Origin of the sequence: Paenibacillus violae (assembly GCF_032461945.1) — a bacterium.
Classification (GTDB): domain Bacteria; phylum Bacillota; class Bacilli; order Paenibacillales; family NBRC-103111; genus Paenibacillus_E; species Paenibacillus_E violae.
Map to the genome: position 1 here is coordinate 32600 of NZ_JAWCUD010000016.1, position 20512 is coordinate 53111.

The following is a 20512-nucleotide window of genomic DNA, read 5'->3' on the forward strand; positions in this document are numbered from 1 at the left end:
GAGAGAAGGGATGGGTTGTCTGTGGCAGGTAAAATCCTTGATTCAGCGGTTGAACTCGTAAAAGCGCCTCTGGTACACAAAGGAAAAGTACGCGAGCTGTATGATTTGGGTGAAAATTTCCTGATCGTCGTGACGGATCGGATTTCAGCTTTTGATTACATTTTGAAGCCGGGTGTTCCTGACAAAGGATACGTGCTTAACGCGCTCAGCAAGTACTGGTTCGATATAACGAGCGGTTATATGAAAAATCATATCGTTCACACGGATGTCGAATTGCTTCAAGATATTATTCCGGATGCGGCAGCGAGAGAGCTACTGAAAGAGCGTATTATTGTGGCGAAAAAAGCGGAGCGCATCTCCATCGAGTGCGTCGTTCGCGGATATATCACAGGCAACGGCTGGAGACAGTACGAGAAAACCGGCGAGATCAACGGCCGTAAGCTGCCTGAAGGATTGCGCAAAAACCAACGTCTGCAGGACCCTATTTTCACCCCAGCGGCGAAAAATGATGTCGGCCACGATGAAGACATATCCATCGAACAGATGATTGAGCTGGTTGGCGAAGAGCTGACATACGCGCTGCAAGAGCGCAGCATTATGCTTTATACGCTAGCTCATTCCATTTGTGAGCGAAAAGGCATTATTTTAGCAGATACGAAGTTTGAATTCGGCTTTTATGCAGGTGAACTGATTATTATTGATGAAATTTTCACGCCGGATTCCTCTCGTTATTGGTCGGAAGATAAATATGCCTTGGATATCGAGATTGATTCGATGGACAAAGAGCCAGTTCGCACGTATTTGGCAAGTTCCGGTTGGGATAAAAACAGTGAGCCGGATGAGCTTCCAGCGTCTGTCGTGGAAGAGACTTCGAACCGATACAAAGAGATTTTGCACCGTTTAGTCGATTCAGAAAATTAGAGCAAGCACATACGAGGAGGAGAATAGAAAATGAAAGCAACGGTCTATGTAACGATAAAGCAGAACGTATTGGATGTGCAAGGAACAGCGGTGCAAGGAGCGCTTCATTCCATGGGTTTTGAGGAAGTTGGTAAAGTGCGCATCGGGAAATATTTGGAGTTGGAACTTGGAACTACGGATAAAGCAGAAGCGGAAGCACGCGTGAAAGCAATGTGCGAGAAGCTGCTCGCGAACACAGTTATCGAAGACTACCGCTACGAGTTGGCCTAATAGAGATCAGGAGAGGGAGGAAACGTCATGAATTTTGCGGTTCTTGTATTTCCGGGATCGAACTGTGACATCGACTGCTACAAAGCAGTCGAGGACACGATCGGACAACCGGTTGATTATGTGTGGCATACGGCGGACGATTTGTCCAAATACGATTGCATCCTCGTGCCGGGCGGGTTCTCTTACGGGGACTACCTGCGCTGCGGAGCGATTGCGCAATTTACGAATGTGATGAAAGCTGTGGCTAAAGCTGCGGAAGAAGGCAAATACATTCTAGGTATTTGTAACGGATTCCAAGTCTTGACGGAAGCTAAATTGCTGCCAGGCGCTTTGCTTCGCAATAACGGCATGAAATTCCGCTGCCACCAAGCGGTTTTGAAAGTGGAAAACAACACAACGGCCTTCACGCGTGATTACGCCGAAGGTGAGCTTATCAATATTCCAATCGCACACGGCGAAGGCAACTACTATTGTGACGATGCTACATTGAAAGAACTGCAAGAAAACAATCAAATCGTTTTCCGTTATGAAGCAGGGGCTAACCCGAACGGATCCCTTGACGATATTGCCGGAATTAGCAACAAGGCAGGCAATGTTGTAGGTATGATGCCCCATCCGGAACGCGCCATTCATGAGATTTTGGGCTCCGCAGACGGCAAGAAAATGTTCACATCTATTCTAAGTGCTTGGAGGGAAAAACATGACGCAGCAGCTATCCGCTAAGGAACCAACAGCCGAACAAATCGCGGAACAGAAAATTTACAAGCAAATGGGCGTAACGGACGAAGAGTTTGCCAAAATTTGCGGCTTCCTTGGACGTAATCCTAACTATGTGGAGATCGGCGTATTTAGCGTGATGTGGTCCGAGCATTGTTCTTACAAAAATTCCAAACCGGTGCTTCGCAAATTCCCGGTTACAGGACCTCGCGTTCTGATGGGACCAGGCGAAGGCGCAGGGATCGTAGATATCGGGGACAACCAAGCGGTTGTTTTCAAAATTGAAAGTCATAACCACCCTTCCGCCATCGAGCCTTACCAAGGCGCGGCGACAGGCGTGGGCGGTATTATTCGTGATATTTTCTCCATGGGCGCACGCCCAGTGGCTTTATTGAACTCTTTGCGTTTCGGCAAGCTGCAAAATGACCGCGTGAAATACCTGTTCGAGCACGTTGTATCCGGTATCGCCGGTTACGGTAACTGTATCGGGATTCCGACAGTCGGCGGCGAAGTGATGTTCGACGAGAGCTACGAAGGTAATCCACTCGTTAATGCGATGTGCGTGGGTCTTATCGACCACGACAAAATCCAACGCGGTGTTGCCAAAGGTGTAGGCAACCCTGTGTTCTACGTCGGTCCGGCAACAGGCCGCGACGGTATCCACGGTGCGACATTCGCCTCCGAGGAGTTGACGGCTGAGTCCGAAGCGAAACGCCCGGCGGTACAAGTGGGCGATCCGTTCATGGAGAAGCTCGTACTGGAAGCGTGCTTAGAGTTAATCAATTCCGGCATTGTGCTCGGAATTCAAGATATGGGCGCTGCAGGTCTTACCTGCTCCAGCGCGGAGATGGCAAGTAAAGCAGGCAACGGCATGGAGCTTTACCTGGATGAAGTTCCGCAGCGCGAAGAAGGCATGACAGCATACGAAATGATGCTGTCCGAATCGCAAGAGCGCATGCTGTTCGTTGTTGAGCCGAAGCATGAGGCGCAAGCGAAAGGTATTTTCGAGCGCTGGGGTCTGCACTGCGCGAAAGTCGGTAAGGTAACCGACGACGGTTACCTGAAGCTGATCCACCACGGTGAAGTCGTGGGGAACATGCCGGTAGGCGCACTCGTCGACGAGTGCCCGGTTTACAATAAGCCGAGCAAGGTTCCGGCTTATTATGAAGCAAGCGCAGCGATCGACACGACACGTTACCCAGAGGTAACGAAGCTGACGGATGCGCTGAAATCGGTGCTCGCGTCCCCGACGGTAGCGAGCAAAGAGTGGGTTTACAACCAGTATGACCACATGGTTCGTACGGATACAGCTGTTCGTCCGGGTTCGGATGCAGCGGTTGTGACCATTCGCGGCACGCGCAAAGGTCTTGCGATGACAACCGACTGCAACGGACGTTATGTGTACTTGGATCCGGAAGTTGGCGGACGGATCGCGGTTTCCGAAGCTGCTCGTAACGTTGTCTGCTCCGGTGCTGAGCCTCTGGCCGTTACGGACAACTTGAACTTCGGCAGCCCTGACAAGCCTGAGATCTTCTGGCAGTTGGAGAAATCCACAGACGGTATGGCGGAAGCTTGCCGCTACTTGGATACGCCGGTTATCGGCGGTAACGTTTCTCTTTACAATGAGAACGCCAAAGGTGCAATTTACCCGACTCCGGTTATCGGAATGGTAGGTCTGGTGCATGACATCGACCACATCACGACGCAAAGCTTCAAAAAAGAAGGCGACATCATCATCCTGCTCGGCGAGACCAAAGCGGAACTCGGCGGCAGCGAATTCCAATATGTAATTCACGGTGTAACCGAAGGACGTCCACCTGAGCTTGATCTAGCGGTGGAGAAACGTCTGCAAAACACAGTGCTTAAAGCGATCCAAGAAGGTCTTGTCGCTTCTGCGCATGACTTGTCCGAAGGCGGCTTGGCCGTTGCTTTGGCGGAAAGCTGCATCAGCGGCCGTGTAGGCGCTGACGTTAACGTAGCTTCCGAACTTCGTCCTGATTTCGCATTGTTCAGCGAATCCCAATCCCGTATTTTGCTAAGTGCATCCCCGGACAAAGCGGATGCCCTGAAGCACTGGGTTGCTTCGCAAGGCGTGCCTTATCAAGAAATTGGAACAGTAACAGGTACAGAACTAACTGTGAAAATCAACAACGAACAGCGTCTCCAGTCTTCGGTTAACGAGCTGGCGAAAGTCTGGAAGGATGCGATTCCATGTCTAATGGCATAAAACAATCCAAGGCCCTAAAGCTACCTGCGGCTCCCCTGGTTAATCTAGGGGATCAGCAGCACGAGCTTTGGACAGGGGAGTACTTCAACGAAGGTGTAGGCGGCCATGGCGGATTGTTTGATAAGCTGAATGAAGAGTGCGGCGTTTTCGGCGTGTATGGTCATTCCGAAGCATCCTCTCTCTGCTATTATGGTCTTCATGCATTGCAGCACCGTGGACAGGAAAGCGCTGGTATTTGTACGGTAGAAGACGGCAAGTTTAACTACTATCGCGGAATGGGGCTTGCCAAAGAGGTATTTACGAACGAGAATTTGTCCCCTCTGACAGGCAGCACGGCGATTGCCCATGTAAGGTATTCCACAGCAGGCGAAAGCAAGCTGGCGAATGCACAGCCGTTAGTTTTCAAATATCGTGAAGGCGATCTTGCGATTGCAACGAACGGCAACCTGGATAATGCGAACATTATCAAACGCGAGCTTGAGCGTAAGGGTTCGATTTTCCAAACAACAAGCGATACCGAAGTTCTGGCGCATCTGATTGCCCGTTCGGAGCATGACGATATCGTGGATGCGGTCAAAGACGCTTTGACGCAAGTCATCGGCGGATTTGCCTTCCTGATTATCACCAAGGATAAATTGATTGCTGCGCTCGATCCGAACGGCTTGCGTCCCTTCATGATCGGCCGACTCGGTGATTCCTACTTATTCGCTTCCGAGTCCTGCGCTTTCGATGCGGTGGGAGCTACGTATTTCCGTGATGTTCAGCCTGGCGAACTCATCGTGCTGGATCGCGACGGTTTCCGTTCCGAGCAGTTCACAGAGAGCGGCCGGCGCGCCATTTGTGCGATGGAATATATCTATTTTGCTCGTCCGGATAGCGACATCGATACGGTGAACATTCACTCCGCACGTAAGCGGATGGGGAAAAGGCTGGCGATGGAAGCTTTCGTCGACGCAGACGTTGTGACAGGAGTACCGGATTCAAGTATCTCGGCGGCAATTGGTTTTGCTGAACAAACGGGTATCCCTTATGAGCTGGGGCTGATCAAGAACCGCTACACAGGCCGGACGTTCATCATTCCTAGCCAAGAGCTTCGTGAACAAGGTGTCAAAATGAAGCTGAGCGCCGTTCGCAAAGTAGTTGAAGGCAAACGTGTTGTGATGATCGATGATTCCATCGTTCGTGGAACAACGTCCCTTCGAATTGTTAATTTGCTCAGAGAAGCTGGAGCTACAGAAGTGCATGTGCGGATTTCTTCGCCACCTTTCATGAATCCATGCTACTACGGCATTGATACACCGGATCGGAAAGAGCTGATTGCTGCGATGAACTCTATCGAGGAAATTCGTAAGGCGATCAACGCGGATTCCCTGCATTTTCTAACCAAAGAAGGGCTGCTTGATTCCATTGGTCAAGGATCGGCCGGTTCCCAGAGCGGGTACTGTACAGCTTGCTTCGATAATACGTACCCAACGGAGATTGTGGATGTAACGAAGGTTGGTTGTGCTTGCGATTAAAGGATAGGGGAGGCCTCGGCCTCCCAATATATATAGACAAATATAAGGAGTGGTTGCGAAGTGTCGGATGCTTACAAAAAGGCCGGAGTCGATATCGCGGCAGGTAACGAAGCAGTAGAACGGATGAAAAAACACGTCAAACGGACTTTCCGTCCTGAAGTGTTAACTGACCTCGGCGGCTTCGGCGGGCTGTTCAGCTTGAACAAAGACAAGTATGAGGAGCCTGTGCTTGTATCTGGAACGGACGGCGTGGGCACGAAGCTGAAGATTGCTTTTGCAATGGATAAGCATGATACGATTGGGATCGACGCGGTTGCTATGTGCGTGAACGATATTATTGTTCAAGGCGCTGAGCCGCTTTTCTTCCTTGACTACCTCGCTTGTGACAAAGTAATTCCAGAGAAAATTGAAGCTATTATCAAAGGGATCGCAGACGGTTGTGCGCAATCCGGTTGCTCACTCATCGGTGGCGAAACGGCGGAAATGCCTGGCATGTATGCACAAGGGGAGTATGACATTGCCGGCTTTACGGTTGGAATCGTCGACAAGAAAAAGATCATCGACGGTACGACAATCCGTCCTGGAGACGTAGTGTTAGGTCTGGCTTCAAGCGGTGTGCACAGTAACGGGTTCTCTCTTGTGCGCAGGCTTTTGCTGGAAGAGAAAGGGTACACGCTTCAAGGGCATGTGGACGAACTGGGTGACAAGCTTGGCAACGTGCTGCTAGAGCCTACTAAGCTGTATGTGAAGCCGATTCTGGCGATGCTGGAAGACGTAGCGATCAAAGGCATGGCGCATATTACAGGCGGCGGTTTTATCGAAAATATTCCGCGTGTTCTGCCTGACGGCGTGAACGTGGATATCCAATACGGCTCATGGCCGATTCTGCCGATCTTCTCTTTGATGCAGCGTGAGGGCGGCATTTCGAACAATGATATGTTCCGCACGTTCAACATGGGAATCGGAATGGTTATTATTGTGAACGCGGATGACGCGGAGAAAGCGATTGCCGCAGCGGAAGCGCAAGGCGAGAAAGTTTACCGTTTGGGCGTTGTTACAGAAGGCGAGCGTGTCGTAACATTCCAAGGAGCTGAGGTGTAATGCAGCCTTATCGAGTAGCGATTTTTGCTTCGGGCAGTGGTACGAATTTCCAAGCCATTGTGGATCAGGTACAGAAGGGGAAGCTTGATGTCAGCATCGAGCTTCTTGTCTGTGATCGTCCGGAAGCGTACGTGGTGGAGCGCGCAACGGAAGCGAAAGTGCCCGTGTTTGCGTTCCGTCCCAAGGAATATGCCAATCGTGAGGCTTATGAAGCTCTTATTCTTAAGGAACTGCAGGAGCGGCAGATTGATCTTATCGTGATGGCCGGTTATATGCGCATCATTACGAATGTGCTGGTGGAGCCGTTTTTTGGCCGGATGATCAACGTACATCCTTCACTGCTGCCCTCCTTTCCGGGCGTGCGCGCGATTGAGCAAGCCGTCGAGTACGGCGTGAAGCAAACGGGCGTCACTGTGCACTTCGTGGACGGCGGGCTGGACTCCGGCCCGATCATCGCACAGCGTGCGGTGGAGATCCACGAGCACGAGACGGCGGAATCGCTCGCAGAGCGGATTCATGCGGCTGAGCATGTGCTGCTGCCACAGGTGATCCGTCAACTGCGCGAGGGACGCGTGAGCATGGATGGCCGCAAGGTGGGTATTAAGCTGTAGGTAGGGCAACTCTTGTTATACGGCTGAGCGAAGGACATGTAAAAAGTGCAGCAAAATATGAGCGGGTTGCCTGTTCTCTGGGGATTTGATGTATTTTGTAATGTTATAATCCCGGGTTTTAGGCAGATATGATTATTTTTCGCTAAATGTACTGCACTTTTTCAGGTATTTTCTTATTTTGCGTCTATAGTGGCTCGATTTGCTGTACTTTTTACATCATCTGTGTGATTGGATTCGGGAAGTTGAGTAGCTAGTGATTGGATCAGGGCGATTTGCCTGAGAATAGCGTAAGCGTTTGGCGTTAAGGGTGCTTTACAGCGCTAAACGATGCTAGGCGTGAGAATTGGCTACTTTAAGAGTGTTTTACAGCGTTAAAGTGGTGGTTGAGCGTGGAACGGGCTTAAGCGTTGCGAGTTAAAGTTGATTAACAGCATTAAATATTAAATTACTTTTCTGGGAGGAAGAACCGTGGCAATCAAAAGAGCACTGATCAGCGTGTCCGATAAGACGGGGATCGTTGAGTTCGCGAGCGAGCTTGCGAAGCTGGGCGTTGAGATTATTTCTACTGGCGGTACGCAAAGTTTGTTGAAGGATAAAGGAGTTCCGGTTATCGGAATTTCCGAGGTTACAGGCTTCCCTGAGATCATGGATGGCCGCGTCAAAACGCTGCATCCGGCTGTTCACAGCGGTCTGTTGGCAGTTCGTGACAACGAAGAGCACCAAGCGAGCATGAAGAAGCTAGGGCTGGATTATATTGATCTGGTTGTCGTGAATTTGTATCCTTTTGCTGAGACGATTGCGAAGCCGAATGTCTCTTACGAAGACGCTATCGAGAATATCGATATCGGCGGTCCGACTATGCTTCGTTCGGCGGCAAAGAACCATGCGTTCGTATCCGTAGTTGTCGATGCAGCGGACTATGCCAAGGTGCTTGAAGAAGTCCAAGAGACTGGCGATACAACGCTTGAAACGCGCAAACGTCTTGCGGCCAAAGTATTCCGTCACACAGGCTCATATGATGCTTTGATTGCTGACTACTTGTCCAAACAAATGGGCGAGCCTTACCCAGAGCGTTACACAGTCACATACGAGAAAATGCAAGAGCTTCGCTATGGAGAAAACCCGCATCAAAGCGCGGCGTTCTACCGCAAGCCGAATGCAGCGGCCGGCAACATTACGACGGCTGAACAGCTTCACGGCAAAGAGCTTTCTTACAATAACATCAATGACGCTAATACGGCGCTTCAAATCGTTAAGGAATTCAGCGAACCTGCCGTTGTTGCAGTTAAGCACATGAATCCTTGCGGTGTAGGTATCGGTTCAAACGTGCTGGAAGCTTATCAAAAAGCGTACGCCGCTGACCCTACGTCCATCTTCGGTGGTATTGTAGCTGCGAACCGTACAGTTGATGAAGCAACAGCGCAATTGCTGCATGAGATTTTCTTGGAAATCGTCATTGCACCAGATTTTACACCGGAAGCACTTGATATCCTTTCTAAAAAGAAAAATATCCGTCTGCTCAAAGTAGTCGGCTTAGATACAGTTGCTGGCCGCAAGGCAGAGCCAGTTGTTACAACCGTTGAAGGCGGCATGCTCGTGCAAGATAGCGATGCTTACCAACTGACGGAAGCTGATCTGAAAGTTGTTTCCGAGCGTCAGCCGACAGAAGAAGAAATGAAGCAGCTGCTTTTTGCATGGAAAGTAGTTAAGCACGTTAAATCTAACGCGATCGTACTTGTCGCTGACGACATGACGGTTGGCGTGGGTGCGGGTCAAATGAACCGTGTCGGTGCGGCTAAAATTGCGATTGAGCAAGCTGGGGACAAGTCGAAAGGCGCTGTTCTTTCCTCCGATGCTTTCTTCCCAATGGGCGATACGCTTGAAATGGCTGCGAAAGCAGGCATCACAGCGGTTATCCAACCGGGTGGATCGATCAAAGATGAAGAGTCCATTCGCGTAGCGAACGAGAACGGAATCGCGATGGTTATGACGGGCGTTCGTCACTTTAAACACTAAAAACAACTGAGAATGCTCACGATTCGAGTGCGGACCGTGGGCATTCCCCATGAAAGGGACTGGTGACAAAGATGCGTGTATTAGTAATTGGACGAGGCGGGCGCGAGCATGCCATTGTATGGGCTCTGAGCAAAAGCCCGAAAATCAGCAAGCTTTTCTGCGCACCGGGGAACGGCGGCATTGCCGGATTGGCGGAATGTGTGCCGATCACAGAACTGCAATTCGAAGAGATCAGCACGTTTGCGAAAGAGCAAGCGATTGATCTGGTTATGGTAGCGCCTGACGATCCACTCGCTGCAGGTCTTGTGGACCACTTGGAGTCCAAAGGGATTGAAGCGTTCGGTCCTCGCGCAAATGCTGCGATTATCGAAGGAAGCAAAGTATTTATGAAGGAGCTTCTGAAAAAATACAACATTCCTACGGCGGCTTATGAAACTTTTGACGCGTACGAACCGGCACTTGCTTACTTGCGTTCGCAAAAAGCGCCAATCGTAATTAAAGCTGACGGGCTAGCTGCTGGTAAAGGTGTGACTGTCGCGCAAACGATGGAAGAAGCGGAAGCGGCGCTTCGCGATATTATGGTGGATCAAGTATTCGGTAAATCCGGTGCGAGCGTCGTGATTGAGGAGTTCTTGACGGGGCAAGAGATGTCGCTGCTTGCTTTCGTGGATGGTTCTACGGTTCGTTTGATGGTGCCCTCGCAGGATCATAAGCCAGTCTTCGATAACGACAAAGGGCCGAATACGGGCGGAATGGGCACTTACTCACCGCTGCCGCATATCCCGGAGTCCATCGTGCAGGAAGCGCTTGTAAACATCGTTCAGCCGACGGCTGATGCGATGGTGAAAGAGGGCCGACCGTTCAAAGGCGTGCTGTATGCGGGTCTGATTTTGACCCCGAACGGTGTGAAAACAATCGAGTTCAACGCGCGTTTCGGCGATCCGGAGACGCAGGTTATTTTACCTCGCCTCAAAACAGATCTGCTGGATATTTTCCTTGCCATCAACAACGGAACGTTGGCTGAGCAGCCAATCGAGTGGAGCGAGGACGCAGCGGTTTGTGTGATCGTGGCTTCCGGCGGTTACCCAGGGCCATATCCGAAAGGATTGCCGATCACAGGACTGGAGAACGTGCAGGATTCCTTGGTGTTCCACGCAGGAACGGCGCTGGAGAACGGGCAGATCGTGACGAACGGTGGACGCGTTCTGGGCATCACAGGTATCGGCAAAGACATCGTCGAAGCTCGTCAGAAAGCTTACGCGGATGCGGACCGGATACATTTTGACGGGAAGCATTACCGGACGGATATTGCGATGAAGGCTATGAAATAGAACAATGAAAAACACAGTGTCTTTCTTGCGGGAAAGGGCTGTGTTTTTGCTTTTTTACTACTTATCTTTCCCACCGCGGATGTACTTGTCTTTGTTTTTGAATTCGTACCAGATGGCGAGGAGCACGCCGATGATGAGCGCGAGCGAAATCCAGTGATTTACGATAAAGTTCCAGAGGGTGTTCATGCGATTGCCTCCTTGGGTTGCCTTTCGACTAGTTTTGGCTGCCGCTCTGCGTTTCATGCATGGTTACATAACAGATAGGAGAGAAGGGTTTGATGATTGTGGGAAAAAGGGCAATGCCGCTGGTTGCTATGGGTGTGTTGGTCTTGGTGGTTGGTTTGCTCGTTGCTTGTGGCGGCGAGCGGGCTGGTGTTGCGGATAGCTTGCCGGCAGTGGAGACGCCGGTTGTAAGCGTTCCGCCGACAGCTGCGGCGGTAGCGGTGCAGGAGAAGGAGCTTGTGCCGATGCCGACGGCGCATGCGGCGGAAACAGGGGCAGCGCCTGTGGAATCGCCGGCTGTGGCGCGTAAGCTGGTGATGCTGGACCCGGGGCATCAGCGTCATGGCAACAACGCGCCCGAGGCCGTAGGCCCGGATACGCGAGAAGTGAAACCTAAGGTCAGCTCCGGCACCGTCGGCGTTCGTACGAAGAAACCGGAATATGTGCTGAACCTGGAGGTTTCGCAGTTGGTGAAGGCCGAGCTCGTGAAGCGCGGCATCGAAGTGGCAATGACTCGTGAGTCGCACGAGGTCGATATCTCTAATAAACAGCGCGCGGAGATGGCGAATGAGGCCGGCGCAGCGCTGGCCGTGCGCCTCCATGCGGATGGGGATAGCTCGCCGAAAACGAGCGGATTTTCGGTCTTGTATCCGTCAGCTGCTTCGGCGGCGCTGAAGCCCATTGCAGCAGATAGTAGGCAAGCTGCCGGTTTTATTGCCGAGCGGCTAAAGGCGGCGACAGGGACAGGCGGTAGAGGGCTGTCGGAGCGCAGCGACCTGTCCGGTTTTAACTGGTCCAAAGTGCCGGTTGTGCTGGTTGAGCTTGGTTTCATGACCAACCCTGAAGAAGATGAGCGGCTGTCGGAAGCTGAGTACCAGCAAAAGCTCGCTATTGGGATTGCTGACGGGATTGAACGGTTTTTGAATGCTGGATCGCCTGCCAGGTAGGGCTGGCCCATCAGCCTTCCTGGTTACGAGCGACTAACCATCTGGCTGATCAGCTAGGCTGCCCCCTGGGCTACCAGCTTGCGGCACCAAGTCTACATCTATCGAGCCCAGCAAATTCCGGCACTCAGCGGACCAGCCATCCCGCGCCACTAGCTCGTGGCACCAAGTCTACATCCACCGAGCCTACCGACTCCCGGCACTCGAGCCACTAGCTCGAGGCACCCAGGTTACATCCACCGAGCCCACCAAATCTGGGTAACGAGCCATCAGCCTCCGAATCCACTCGTACCCGACCGCCCAGCCATCCCGTTGGACGAAATCCAACGAAAAGACGGATTTGGCAGCTTAAATCTTGATTTCATTGGACGAAATCCAACGGGGTGGTCTTTTTTCGGCTCTAAAAGGCGATTTTTCTAGGCCTCATTGGAGTTTGTCCAACGTAAAGTAAAAGGGAAGCCTCAAATATGCCCTTTCATTGGATTTCATCCAACGGGCACTCAACAAAACTGACCTTACGGATGACAATCCGCGGGTTTTATTTCGTAACACTAGAGAATACTGTAGAATATTGGTAAAATGTTTCCAATCCGGACGAAGGGGTGATTTGTCATGCTGCCAGCCTTTTTTATCGCACATGGAACACCGAATTTGGCTATTGAGCAGCATGCTTACACTGAGTTTTTACACAAATTGGCGAAGAGCATACCGCGTCCCAAAGCGGTCGTTGTATTTAGCGTGTATTGGGAGAGTCCTGTGCAGACGGTTAGCTCAGCGATTCGTCCGGAGATGATCTACGATGTTTCGGGAGCATCAGATAAGGTTTATAGCATTAAATACCCAGCTAAAGGCGATTTGACGCTGAGCTTGCATATTCAGCAGCTCCTTCAAGAGGAAGGCATCCGTTGTGAGTTGGATGATGAGCGGGGATTGGATCATGGGGTATGGGCGCCCCTGAGTCTGATGTACCCGGATGCGCAGATGCCTGTGGTGGCGCTCTCGGTGAATCCGAGATTGACGTCGGAAGAGCATTACCGCATCGGTGCGGCGCTCGGCTCTTTGCGGGAGGAGGATGTCCTCATCCTCGGAAGCGGCGGCACCGTGCACAATTTGCAGCGGCTAGACCGGAATAATCCGGTGCCCCAGCTGTGGGCGGTGGAATTCGATGAGTGGCTGGCGGAGCAGCTCGAAACGTGGAATCTTGAGGCGCTTGTGAGGTACGACGAAAGAGCGCCTCATGCGGCTACGGCGGTGCCGACGCCGCAGCATTTTGCGCCTTTGCTGCTCGCACTGGGTGCGGCAGATGGCGCACGCCGGGCGAAGCTGCTGCATCACAGCTTCCAGATGGGCACGCTCAGCCTATGCTGCTGGATGTTCGGCGGCTTGAAAAAGCCTGAGCGCTTCCTGGATTAAGCGCGTGCTGCGGCGCTATTCGAGGAAGCGCTGCTTGAACTCAGGCTTCGGCAGCATGCAGTGCTCAGCCTTGCCGAACCAGCGATAGCGATTGCTCGCGATGATGGCATAGCCCAGATTCCGCAGCGGAGGCGGAATGATGATGGCCGCATACGCCAGCGGGTAAGCGCCGCGCAGCCGCCGGGCAATGCGCAGCGCCGCCGTCGAGCGGGTGTAGGCGCGCCCGTTCTCGATCAGCACAATCGTGCTGATATTGTCCGTGGGCAGCCGATGCTGCTCGAGCAGCTTTTGCCCGGCAGCCGACTGCAAAGACGCGAAGCGGAAATGGCCCTTCGGGTCGTTCCGCAGGACGAACTGCACAGCTCCGCTGCATAAATTGCAGACACCGTCGAATAGAATGACGGATTTGTTATCAGTCCGCTTAGTCATGGACGATGCCTCCTTCTGGTGTGTATCTCCTTGGGGCGGCTGTTTGTCCGGCAAGTTCTGTTGACTGGACTCCTAGCCCGAGCAAATCATGTAAAAAGTACAGCAAATTTGCTCCTATTCGCATGCTGATAAGAAATACCTGCATTTTGTACATGTAAATCAGCTAAATCTTCCCGAAATGCCCCAGAGACGCGAAAAGAAATGTACGTTTTGCATGATTTTCCGTCAAATTGAGAGTGCGCACCGAAATTTACTGTACTTTTTACATGATATTAGTCCGTAATTTGCTGTCACCACACCGTTCTCCTCTACTATACCTAATTAGTGTGATATTCTCCAACGTGAGAATTAAGAAGGTTCTGGAAGAAGATACCTGATGAAATCCTCCAACGTGTGAAGTATGCAGGTTGAGAAATAGTTCTCCGATGCAATGAACCCCACTCAAAATGTCTTCTATTTCTCTTTTGCCTAGCATATATATTTCATAGAACAATAGATGAAGAGAAGAGGTGCCTATTGATGAAATCATTGTCCCTATCCCGTCGCAAAAGAACGCTCAGCGCCTGGCTCGTCCTCGGCTGCTCTGTCATAACCCTGGTCGGCTGCAGCGATACGCCGGTTTCCTTGCCAACAACGACGCCGGATACCGCAGCAGCAACGCCATCAGCTTCAACGCCAGCCACGAAGCCCGCGGCCACGGCAGTAGAATCGGAGCTGCCCTACAAATTCCCGCTGACTGGACTCCCTTCGGCGAAAGAAGTGAAGAGCCGTCCTTTCATGGTCATGGTCGAAAATGCTCCGCAAGCCAGGCCGCAAACCGGCCTTGATCAGGCTGACATCGTCTACGAAATTCTCGCAGAAGGCGAGATTACTAGATTCGTCTCCGTGTTCCAAAGCCACGAGGCCACAACGATTGGTCCAGTGCGCAGCATCCGGCCCTATTTTGTTGAGATCGGCGATGCGCTAGATGCCGTTATCGTTCATGCCGGTTGGAGCCAGGAAGCGATGGATATGATGGCGGGCCGCAAGCTGGCTCATCTTGATGAGGTCTACGGCGATGGCGCCTACTACTGGCGCTCGACGGACCGCAAAGCTCCTCACAATCTCTATACCTCTGTGGATAAAATGAAGAAAGGCGCCGAAGCGCGCAAATTCCGCTCGGAGTGGAACGGACCGCTGCTTACTTTTGCCAAGGATGATGGTCAAAGTAAACTTACCGGCGCTGCCGTACATTATATTCTTATTCCTTATCTCCAAGGGTATTTCGTTTCCTATGAATATAATCCTACGGAAGGCGTGTACATGCGCAGCATGGAGGGCAAGCCGCATCTCGACAAGGAGACCGGCAAGCAGCTGCAAGCCAAAAATCTGCTCGTGCTGGAGAGCAAGCACAAAATCGTAGACAAAGAAGGGCGCCGCGAGGTCGACGTGTTCGGCCCTAACAAAGGCGTCATCCTGCAAGAGGGCAAATCCCAGCAGATTACATGGGAACGCAAAAACGGCATGCTGCGCGCTTACGCGGAAGACGGCAAAGAAGTGCCGCTGCTGCCTGGAAATACATGGGTGCAGATCGTGCCTGAGGGAACCGCTCTTAAGATGGAGTAGGCGCAGAACACAGATTTAACAATCTCTTAACATTCCAATAATCATGCTCATACATTGATCCCCTATGATTAAAAGTCATGGGGGGGGAATATCATGAATAAATTTCAACGTAAAGTTTCAGTACCCATTTATACGATGTTTATTTTGCTGCTGTTTGGCATTTTTGGAATTAGCTATACAATCTGGGGGAATCAAAGCGGTGTTAGAGGAGGCAAGGCTGGAGCTGCAGAAGCCGTCTCGGAATCGACCGTTGGGGTAACGAAAGTCGTCTGGTGGCACGCGATGAGCGGCGAAAATGGCAAAGTGGTAGACAAGCTCGTGTCTGCGTTCAATGCATCGCATAAAGATATGAAGGTGGAAGCCGTCTATCAGGGCTCTTATTATGATAGCCTGACGAAGTTGAAAGCGTCCATCGGTACAACAATTGCACCTACCATGGCGCAGGTGTATGACATTGGAACCCGGTTTATGATTGATTCGAAAGCTATTACACCGATTCAGACGTTTATCGATCAAGAGAAGTATGACACGTCTCAGATGGATGAAGCTATTATTAATTATTACACAGTGGATAATACGCTGTTTTCGATGCCTTTTAACGCATCCAATCCGATCTTATACTACAACAAAGATTTGTTCACGGCAGCAGGACTAAATCCTGATCAACCGCCTGTGTTGTATGAAGACGTTAAGAAAGCAGCAACTAAGCTGACAAAAGGCGGCGTAACGGGCGCTTATTTTGGCACACATAGCTGGTATATGGAGCAGTTTGTCGCCAATCAAGGCGCAGAGTGGGTAAATAACGGGAATGGTCGCGATGGCTTAGCTACCGATTGGCAGTTGAACGGCGCAGAGGGCGTTAAGGCGCTTGCTTGGTGGAAGGAGCTTGTGGACAACAATGTAGCGACCTACTCGGCTGGCAAAGGCGATACCTCGAAGAAAGCGTTCGCCGAAGGCAAGGTTGCGATGATTTTCGATACAACGGCCGCATTGCGTGATATCCTGGACTCGGTTGAAGGCAAGTTCGAAGTGGGGACAGGCTTCTTTCCGAAACCAGCTGAGACGGAGAGTGGCGGCGTAGGAGTTGGAGGCGGCAGCAACTGGATTCTGAACAGTAAGTCCGAGGAGGAACAGCAGGCTGCTTGGACGTTCATGAAGTTTTTGTCAGAGCCTGAACAACAAGCCATTTTTCACGTAAACACGGGCTATTTTCCAATCACGAAGAAAACGTATGAGCTACCAATTGTGCAGGAAAACATGAAGAAATATCCGCAGTTCAAGACAGCGATCGAACAACATCATGCTTCAAAATTAAATAAAGCGACGCTAGGCGGCGTTCTTGGCGTATATCCTGACGCAAGGAAGCTTACGGAGGAAGCCGTCAATCAGGCGCTCAGCGGACAACAGTCGCCGCAGGCAGCACTTGATGCGGCAGCAGCCGAAATTAACGCCAAAATAGCAGCGTATAATCAGGCATTGAAATAAACGCAGAAAAGCACCCCGATTCGGGATGCTTTTTTTTATAGCTTTGTTTTGCGGTATTCGCCTGGGGAGGAGCCTGTGCGGTTTTTGAACATCCGGTTAAACGAAGAGATGTTGCGATACCCCACTTGGATACTGATTTCTTGAATGTTCAAATCGGTCGAGTGCAGCAATTCCTTCGCATTGCTTACTCTTCGGTCATGCAGATGTTCCATGAAGTTGGCACCCGTCTTCTCTTTGATATAGGTCGAGAGGTAGGAGGTGCTTAAATTGAGTTGATCGGCCAACACATCGAGCGAGAGATCCTCTGCGAATTGCTCATGAATCACGCGCAGAACACGGTCAACGATGGGGTCGTTGGCTTCTTTTTTCTCACGGATAATCTGAGTAACAGCACGAAAATAAGCCTGGAAGGTGAATTCGTATTCCGCGAGTGTGCAGCATTCGTCCAGCTGAAGCAGAAGGGGTTTAAGCTGCCACAAGGCCTCTGTTTGGACTTTGTAATGTTCCAGCACCATCTTGGCCTTGTCCGTCACGGCAAGTGTCATATGCCTAAACACATCAACTGACGCTTCTTTGTGATTAAGTTCTTGTAACCATGGGAGGAAGAGGTCCAGTGTTTCCTGCTCTTTGCCAGCCTTCAGAACTGCGGTTAGTTCTTGCTCCTGCGAAAGCGTTAAGACATACGTAGAGCGGTCCGAGCGGAACTCGGTTATCGTTTGCGTTTCGTCCAGCAGTCTGGCCTGCATGGCCATTTCATTGACTTGGCGGTAGGCATATCCGAACTGGATCGAATGCTCAAATGCAGAACTTACGGCTGCCGTTACTAAACAGTAGCGCTTATCTTGATCCAGAACCTGCTTCAGCTGCGCTAGCATGGCGATAATGCGATCTCTTTCATTACCGGGAAAAACAGATAGAAACTGATGATGCTCAATTTGAAAAGTATGGGACCCAGGAATGGTTTCATCCGCAAACTGTTTGAGCTGCGCACCGACAGACTGTGAGATCTGCTCCTTGCTCATCGGGACAGCTACAAAAGCTGCTGCTCGATAGCGAAGCTCGTACAGAACGATGGTGTAAGTTTCCTCAGTACCTTGAATGTGCGGCCATTCGCCTGATTCCAGATTGATATTTTTTAACTTATTGATGAAGTGGTAGTTGGTCAGCTCGGACTGCTGCTCCTTCAGTTCTTGTTGAATTTGCCCTTTTTCCTTCAGAAGCTGGCGTACAGGATGGTTAATCCGTTTGCTGAAAAAGATCGAGACAACGAAAGCGATGAAAATCGAGATACCTAGCAGGATGATCATGAGATTATCCAAACGAAGGATTTTACCTGCGAAATCAGGATTGGTAACTCGCATGATGAAATGCATCCTGTCTTCATTTTGATAATCGACGTAATAAATCCCTTTTTCCAGTAGATAGGCACGCTCAGTAGGTGGAGATGTGAATAACGTCTCTGGCAGCTTAGCAGCACTACTACGATTCGTTTGATAAATGAGGTCTTGCCCCGGCCCCACAATGGTTAAATCCAGATTGGGATTTTCCTTGAGCATCGCGTCCCGCAAACGATCGGCGTCGATCATGGCAATTAACATATTATCAGCTAGTGCAGGTTTGATGGAATAAGGAATTAATGTTTTGTCAGTTGGATCCGTATTCGTAGCCCCAAAGCCTGCGGCCGGATGAAGCACGAAATTGTCTGTACGTTGAAACTGTGACTGCCAATAAGAAACTGGGTATGGGTTACTGGCATACAGTCCTGCAAACAATTCTTCATTCGTCCCCGGACCAAATTTATTAATGGCCAGATTCGCTGAACGGAACAGAAGGATCATATTATCCAGATAAAGCTCTGAATCCCCCACGATACTTTGGATGTCCAGAACAATAGGACGAGTAGTCAGCGACTCGGCATCTTTTTTTAGATTCACTTGATTGTTAAGAGTAATGACATCTTTATCTGTGAATTGCTTGAAAAGGGCCTCTCTGATTTTATCCAACTGAAACTGATAACGCTCCGCCACTTTCTGTAAAGTGAGGTGATTCTGTTCGATCATCTCGCTGCGAAGGTGGCTTTTTAGCATCCAGAAGATGAGCAGGCTGAAAGAGGAGAAGATCAGAATCAGAACGATGAAGCTTGTCAAAACATGTCGAAACAAGGATTTATTCAATGAAAAAATAGTCATAAGTCGCAGGCCCCTTTGATCGTTACGCTGTTGACTTCCGGCGAGTTATATACAGTCAATTGTAGACGATTATCCTTGGTAAGGGTATGGGCTTTTTTTTGGAAGCTTTGCATTTTTACTGATCAGGCGGTTCATAAAAGCTTAAAAAACCAATCGAAACAATGGGAAAGTATCGAAAATCATGTGTATAGGCAAGGCAGCGGCCTTCCGGATATGATGGGCAGGTAACAAGCGAGGCTCATGGGAAGGAGAGGCGGCTTAAGGTTCGAAAGAGCAAGATCAGTTGATGAAGACGAATGAGGGGATAGGAACGAAATGAAACACATGCGTGATAGAACCGTGACCAACATCTATAAGAGCTTTTTTGCTATTGCTTTGGCGGTAATCGTAAGCATGACCTTTGCTGGTTCGGCGGGAGCTCATTTCTCCTCAACCGGGTATTCCGATATCAAGGTGGGTGCGGATACGATCCAATACCACCTGTCGATTCTGGAGAGCGACTTTGTTCATATATTCCCGGACAAGCCGGACGGCGGCGACAAGATCAGCGATAAACAATTGTCAGCATCTATGGATGCTCTAACAAGGCTTGTCGATGACGGCCTGATTGTAACGGGAGACGGGAAAATCGGATCTGCGGTGATTACCGGTGCCAAGCATGAGAAACGAGCCAGCATGGATATGATCGGTATCGATATCCGATATAAATTCGCTGCCACTGTGAAGCAATATCTGATGCAGTACAATTTCTTCTGGTACAGCGGGGTGGATGTCAACCATAGCAACTATGCCACGATTCAGGTTGGTGGCCAAACCATTCAGCAGGTACTTGGCAGTCAGAACTATATTGTACAGATTCAAGGGCCGGGCGCAGCAGCCGGGAATCCGTCAGCAGCGGCACCACCTTCAGCCCTTGATGCAAAGCCTGCTGTTCAATTGGAGACGACTTCTTGGATAAGTACGCTCAAGACCTACGTCCTCATGGGGATGGAGCACATCTGGTCGGGTCTGGATCACATGCTGTTCGTGCTGGGACTCCTGTTAGCCGCTGAGCAAAGGGTATGGAAAATATTGCGACTGATTACCGCCTTTACAATAGGTCACTGCATTACGCTAGTCCTATCTTCTCTAGAGGTTGCTTATCTCTCACCTAAAATCGTCGAACCCTTAATTGCCCTTAGCATTCTGTATATTGCAGTAGAGAATATATGGAAGCGAAAAGAGAGTGCGCGCGTAATCGTTACGTTGTTGTTTGGCCTTGTGCACGGATTCGGTTTTGCCGAGGTGCTGCGAGGAACGTTATCTGGACATATGGCCCTTCCTTTATTTTCATTCAACCTGGGAGTAGAAATTGGACAGCTTGTCGTCGTAGCGATTGTGATTCCAGTGCTTCTGTGGATTAAACGTTTGCCTTTGCAAATCAAATGGAATCAATACGCTTCGGGGATCATTGGCGTGTTCGGGCTTTACTGGTTGATTGAGCGCATTATTAGTCAATAAAACTTTTTATGATG

18 protein-coding genes are annotated in these 20512 nt (G+C 50.5%); 14 read left to right on the top strand and 4 right to left on the bottom strand.

The features are described 5' to 3' along the window. Positions 1-21 precede the first annotated feature (21 nt). The 9 genes from RQP52_RS32395 (at position 22) to purD (ending at position 10711) form a co-directional block, all read left to right on the top strand. Positions 22-921 (top strand): phosphoribosylaminoimidazolesuccinocarboxamide synthase, encoded by a 900-nt coding sequence (locus tag RQP52_RS32395; RefSeq protein WP_315955659.1) that lies wholly within the window; start codon positions 22-24, stop codon positions 919-921. A gap of 30 nt (positions 922-951) precedes the next feature. Further along, a complete protein-coding gene (purS, locus tag RQP52_RS32400; protein WP_079414612.1) occupies positions 952-1191 on the top strand; it encodes a phosphoribosylformylglycinamidine synthase subunit PurS in 240 nt (79 codons plus the stop codon). A gap of 27 nt (positions 1192-1218) precedes the next feature. Continuing rightward, positions 1219-1914 carry a phosphoribosylformylglycinamidine synthase subunit PurQ gene (gene purQ, locus RQP52_RS32405; RefSeq protein ID WP_127455582.1) on the top strand — a complete coding sequence of 232 codons (696 nt, stop codon included), beginning with the start codon at positions 1219-1221 and terminating at the stop codon, positions 1912-1914. Then, positions 1892-4135, top strand: coding sequence for a phosphoribosylformylglycinamidine synthase subunit PurL (gene purL, locus RQP52_RS32410; RefSeq protein WP_315955660.1), 2244 nt, complete (start codon positions 1892-1894; stop codon positions 4133-4135). Before purQ ends, purL begins: the two co-directional genes overlap by 23 nt. Continuing rightward, on the top strand, positions 4120-5652 hold the full coding sequence (gene purF, locus RQP52_RS32415; protein WP_157317295.1) for an amidophosphoribosyltransferase: 1533 nt from the start codon (positions 4120-4122) through the stop codon (positions 5650-5652). Before purL ends, purF begins: the two co-directional genes overlap by 16 nt. A gap of 60 nt (positions 5653-5712) precedes the next feature. Next, positions 5713-6753 carry a phosphoribosylformylglycinamidine cyclo-ligase gene (gene purM, locus RQP52_RS32420; RefSeq protein ID WP_315955661.1) on the top strand — a complete coding sequence of 347 codons (1041 nt, stop codon included), beginning with the start codon at positions 5713-5715 and terminating at the stop codon, positions 6751-6753. Continuing rightward, positions 6753-7364 carry a phosphoribosylglycinamide formyltransferase gene (purN, locus tag RQP52_RS32425; protein WP_315955662.1) on the top strand — a complete coding sequence of 204 codons (612 nt, stop codon included), beginning with the start codon at positions 6753-6755 and terminating at the stop codon, positions 7362-7364. Before purM ends, purN begins: the two co-directional genes overlap by 1 nt. Before the next feature lie 468 nt (positions 7365-7832). After that, complete coding sequence (gene purH, locus RQP52_RS32430) at positions 7833-9380, top strand: bifunctional phosphoribosylaminoimidazolecarboxamide formyltransferase/IMP cyclohydrolase (RefSeq protein WP_315955663.1); 1548 nt, start codon at positions 7833-7835, stop codon at positions 9378-9380. Between the two features lie 71 nt (positions 9381-9451). Further along, the gene (gene purD / locus RQP52_RS32435) at positions 9452-10711 is read left to right on the top strand and encodes a phosphoribosylamine--glycine ligase (protein WP_315955664.1); all 1260 of its coding nucleotides are present in this window, start codon (positions 9452-9454) and stop codon (positions 10709-10711) included. Between the two features lie 57 nt (positions 10712-10768). Here the strand turns inward: purD and RQP52_RS32440 are convergent, their stop codons facing one another. Next, positions 10769-10897, bottom strand: a complete 129-nt coding sequence (locus RQP52_RS32440) for a hypothetical protein (RefSeq protein WP_315955665.1) — start codon at positions 10895-10897, stop codon at positions 10769-10771. 92 nt (positions 10898-10989) lie between these two features. On the opposite strand from RQP52_RS32440, the gene RQP52_RS32445 reads away from it, so the two are divergent. Continuing rightward, positions 10990-11880 carry an N-acetylmuramoyl-L-alanine amidase family protein gene (locus RQP52_RS32445; protein ID WP_315955666.1) on the top strand — a complete coding sequence of 297 codons (891 nt, stop codon included), beginning with the start codon at positions 10990-10992 and terminating at the stop codon, positions 11878-11880. A gap of 609 nt (positions 11881-12489) precedes the next feature. Next, positions 12490-13290, top strand: a complete 801-nt coding sequence (locus RQP52_RS32450; RefSeq protein ID WP_315955667.1) for a DODA-type extradiol aromatic ring-opening family dioxygenase — start codon at positions 12490-12492, stop codon at positions 13288-13290. 15 nt (positions 13291-13305) lie between these two features. Here RQP52_RS32450 and RQP52_RS32455 read toward each other — a convergent pair whose 3' ends face one another. Next, entirely contained in the window at positions 13306-13719 is a 414-nt protein-coding gene (locus tag RQP52_RS32455) for a thiol-disulfide oxidoreductase DCC family protein (RefSeq protein WP_315955668.1), read from the bottom strand. Next, complete coding sequence (locus RQP52_RS32460) at positions 13712-13873, bottom strand: hypothetical protein (RefSeq protein WP_315955669.1); 162 nt, start codon at positions 13871-13873, stop codon at positions 13712-13714. The genes RQP52_RS32455 and RQP52_RS32460 overlap by 8 nt, the downstream gene beginning before the upstream one ends. Before the next feature lie 365 nt (positions 13874-14238). Between RQP52_RS32460 and RQP52_RS32465 the strand changes: the two genes are divergently transcribed. Beyond that, positions 14239-15324, top strand: a complete 1086-nt coding sequence (locus tag RQP52_RS32465) for a DUF3048 domain-containing protein (protein WP_315955670.1) — start codon at positions 14239-14241, stop codon at positions 15322-15324. Between the two features lie 93 nt (positions 15325-15417). Next, a complete protein-coding gene (locus tag RQP52_RS32470; RefSeq protein ID WP_315955671.1) occupies positions 15418-16809 on the top strand; it encodes an ABC transporter substrate-binding protein in 1392 nt (463 codons plus the stop codon). A gap of 35 nt (positions 16810-16844) precedes the next feature. Here RQP52_RS32470 and RQP52_RS32475 read toward each other — a convergent pair whose 3' ends face one another. Next, complete coding sequence (locus RQP52_RS32475) at positions 16845-18998, bottom strand: helix-turn-helix domain-containing protein (RefSeq protein ID WP_315955672.1); 2154 nt, start codon at positions 18996-18998, stop codon at positions 16845-16847. A 315-nt stretch (positions 18999-19313) separates the two neighbouring features. Between RQP52_RS32475 and RQP52_RS32480 the strand changes: the two genes are divergently transcribed. Further along, positions 19314-20498 carry a HupE/UreJ family protein gene (locus tag RQP52_RS32480; RefSeq protein WP_315955673.1) on the top strand — a complete coding sequence of 395 codons (1185 nt, stop codon included), beginning with the start codon at positions 19314-19316 and terminating at the stop codon, positions 20496-20498. Positions 20499-20512 lie beyond the last annotated feature (14 nt).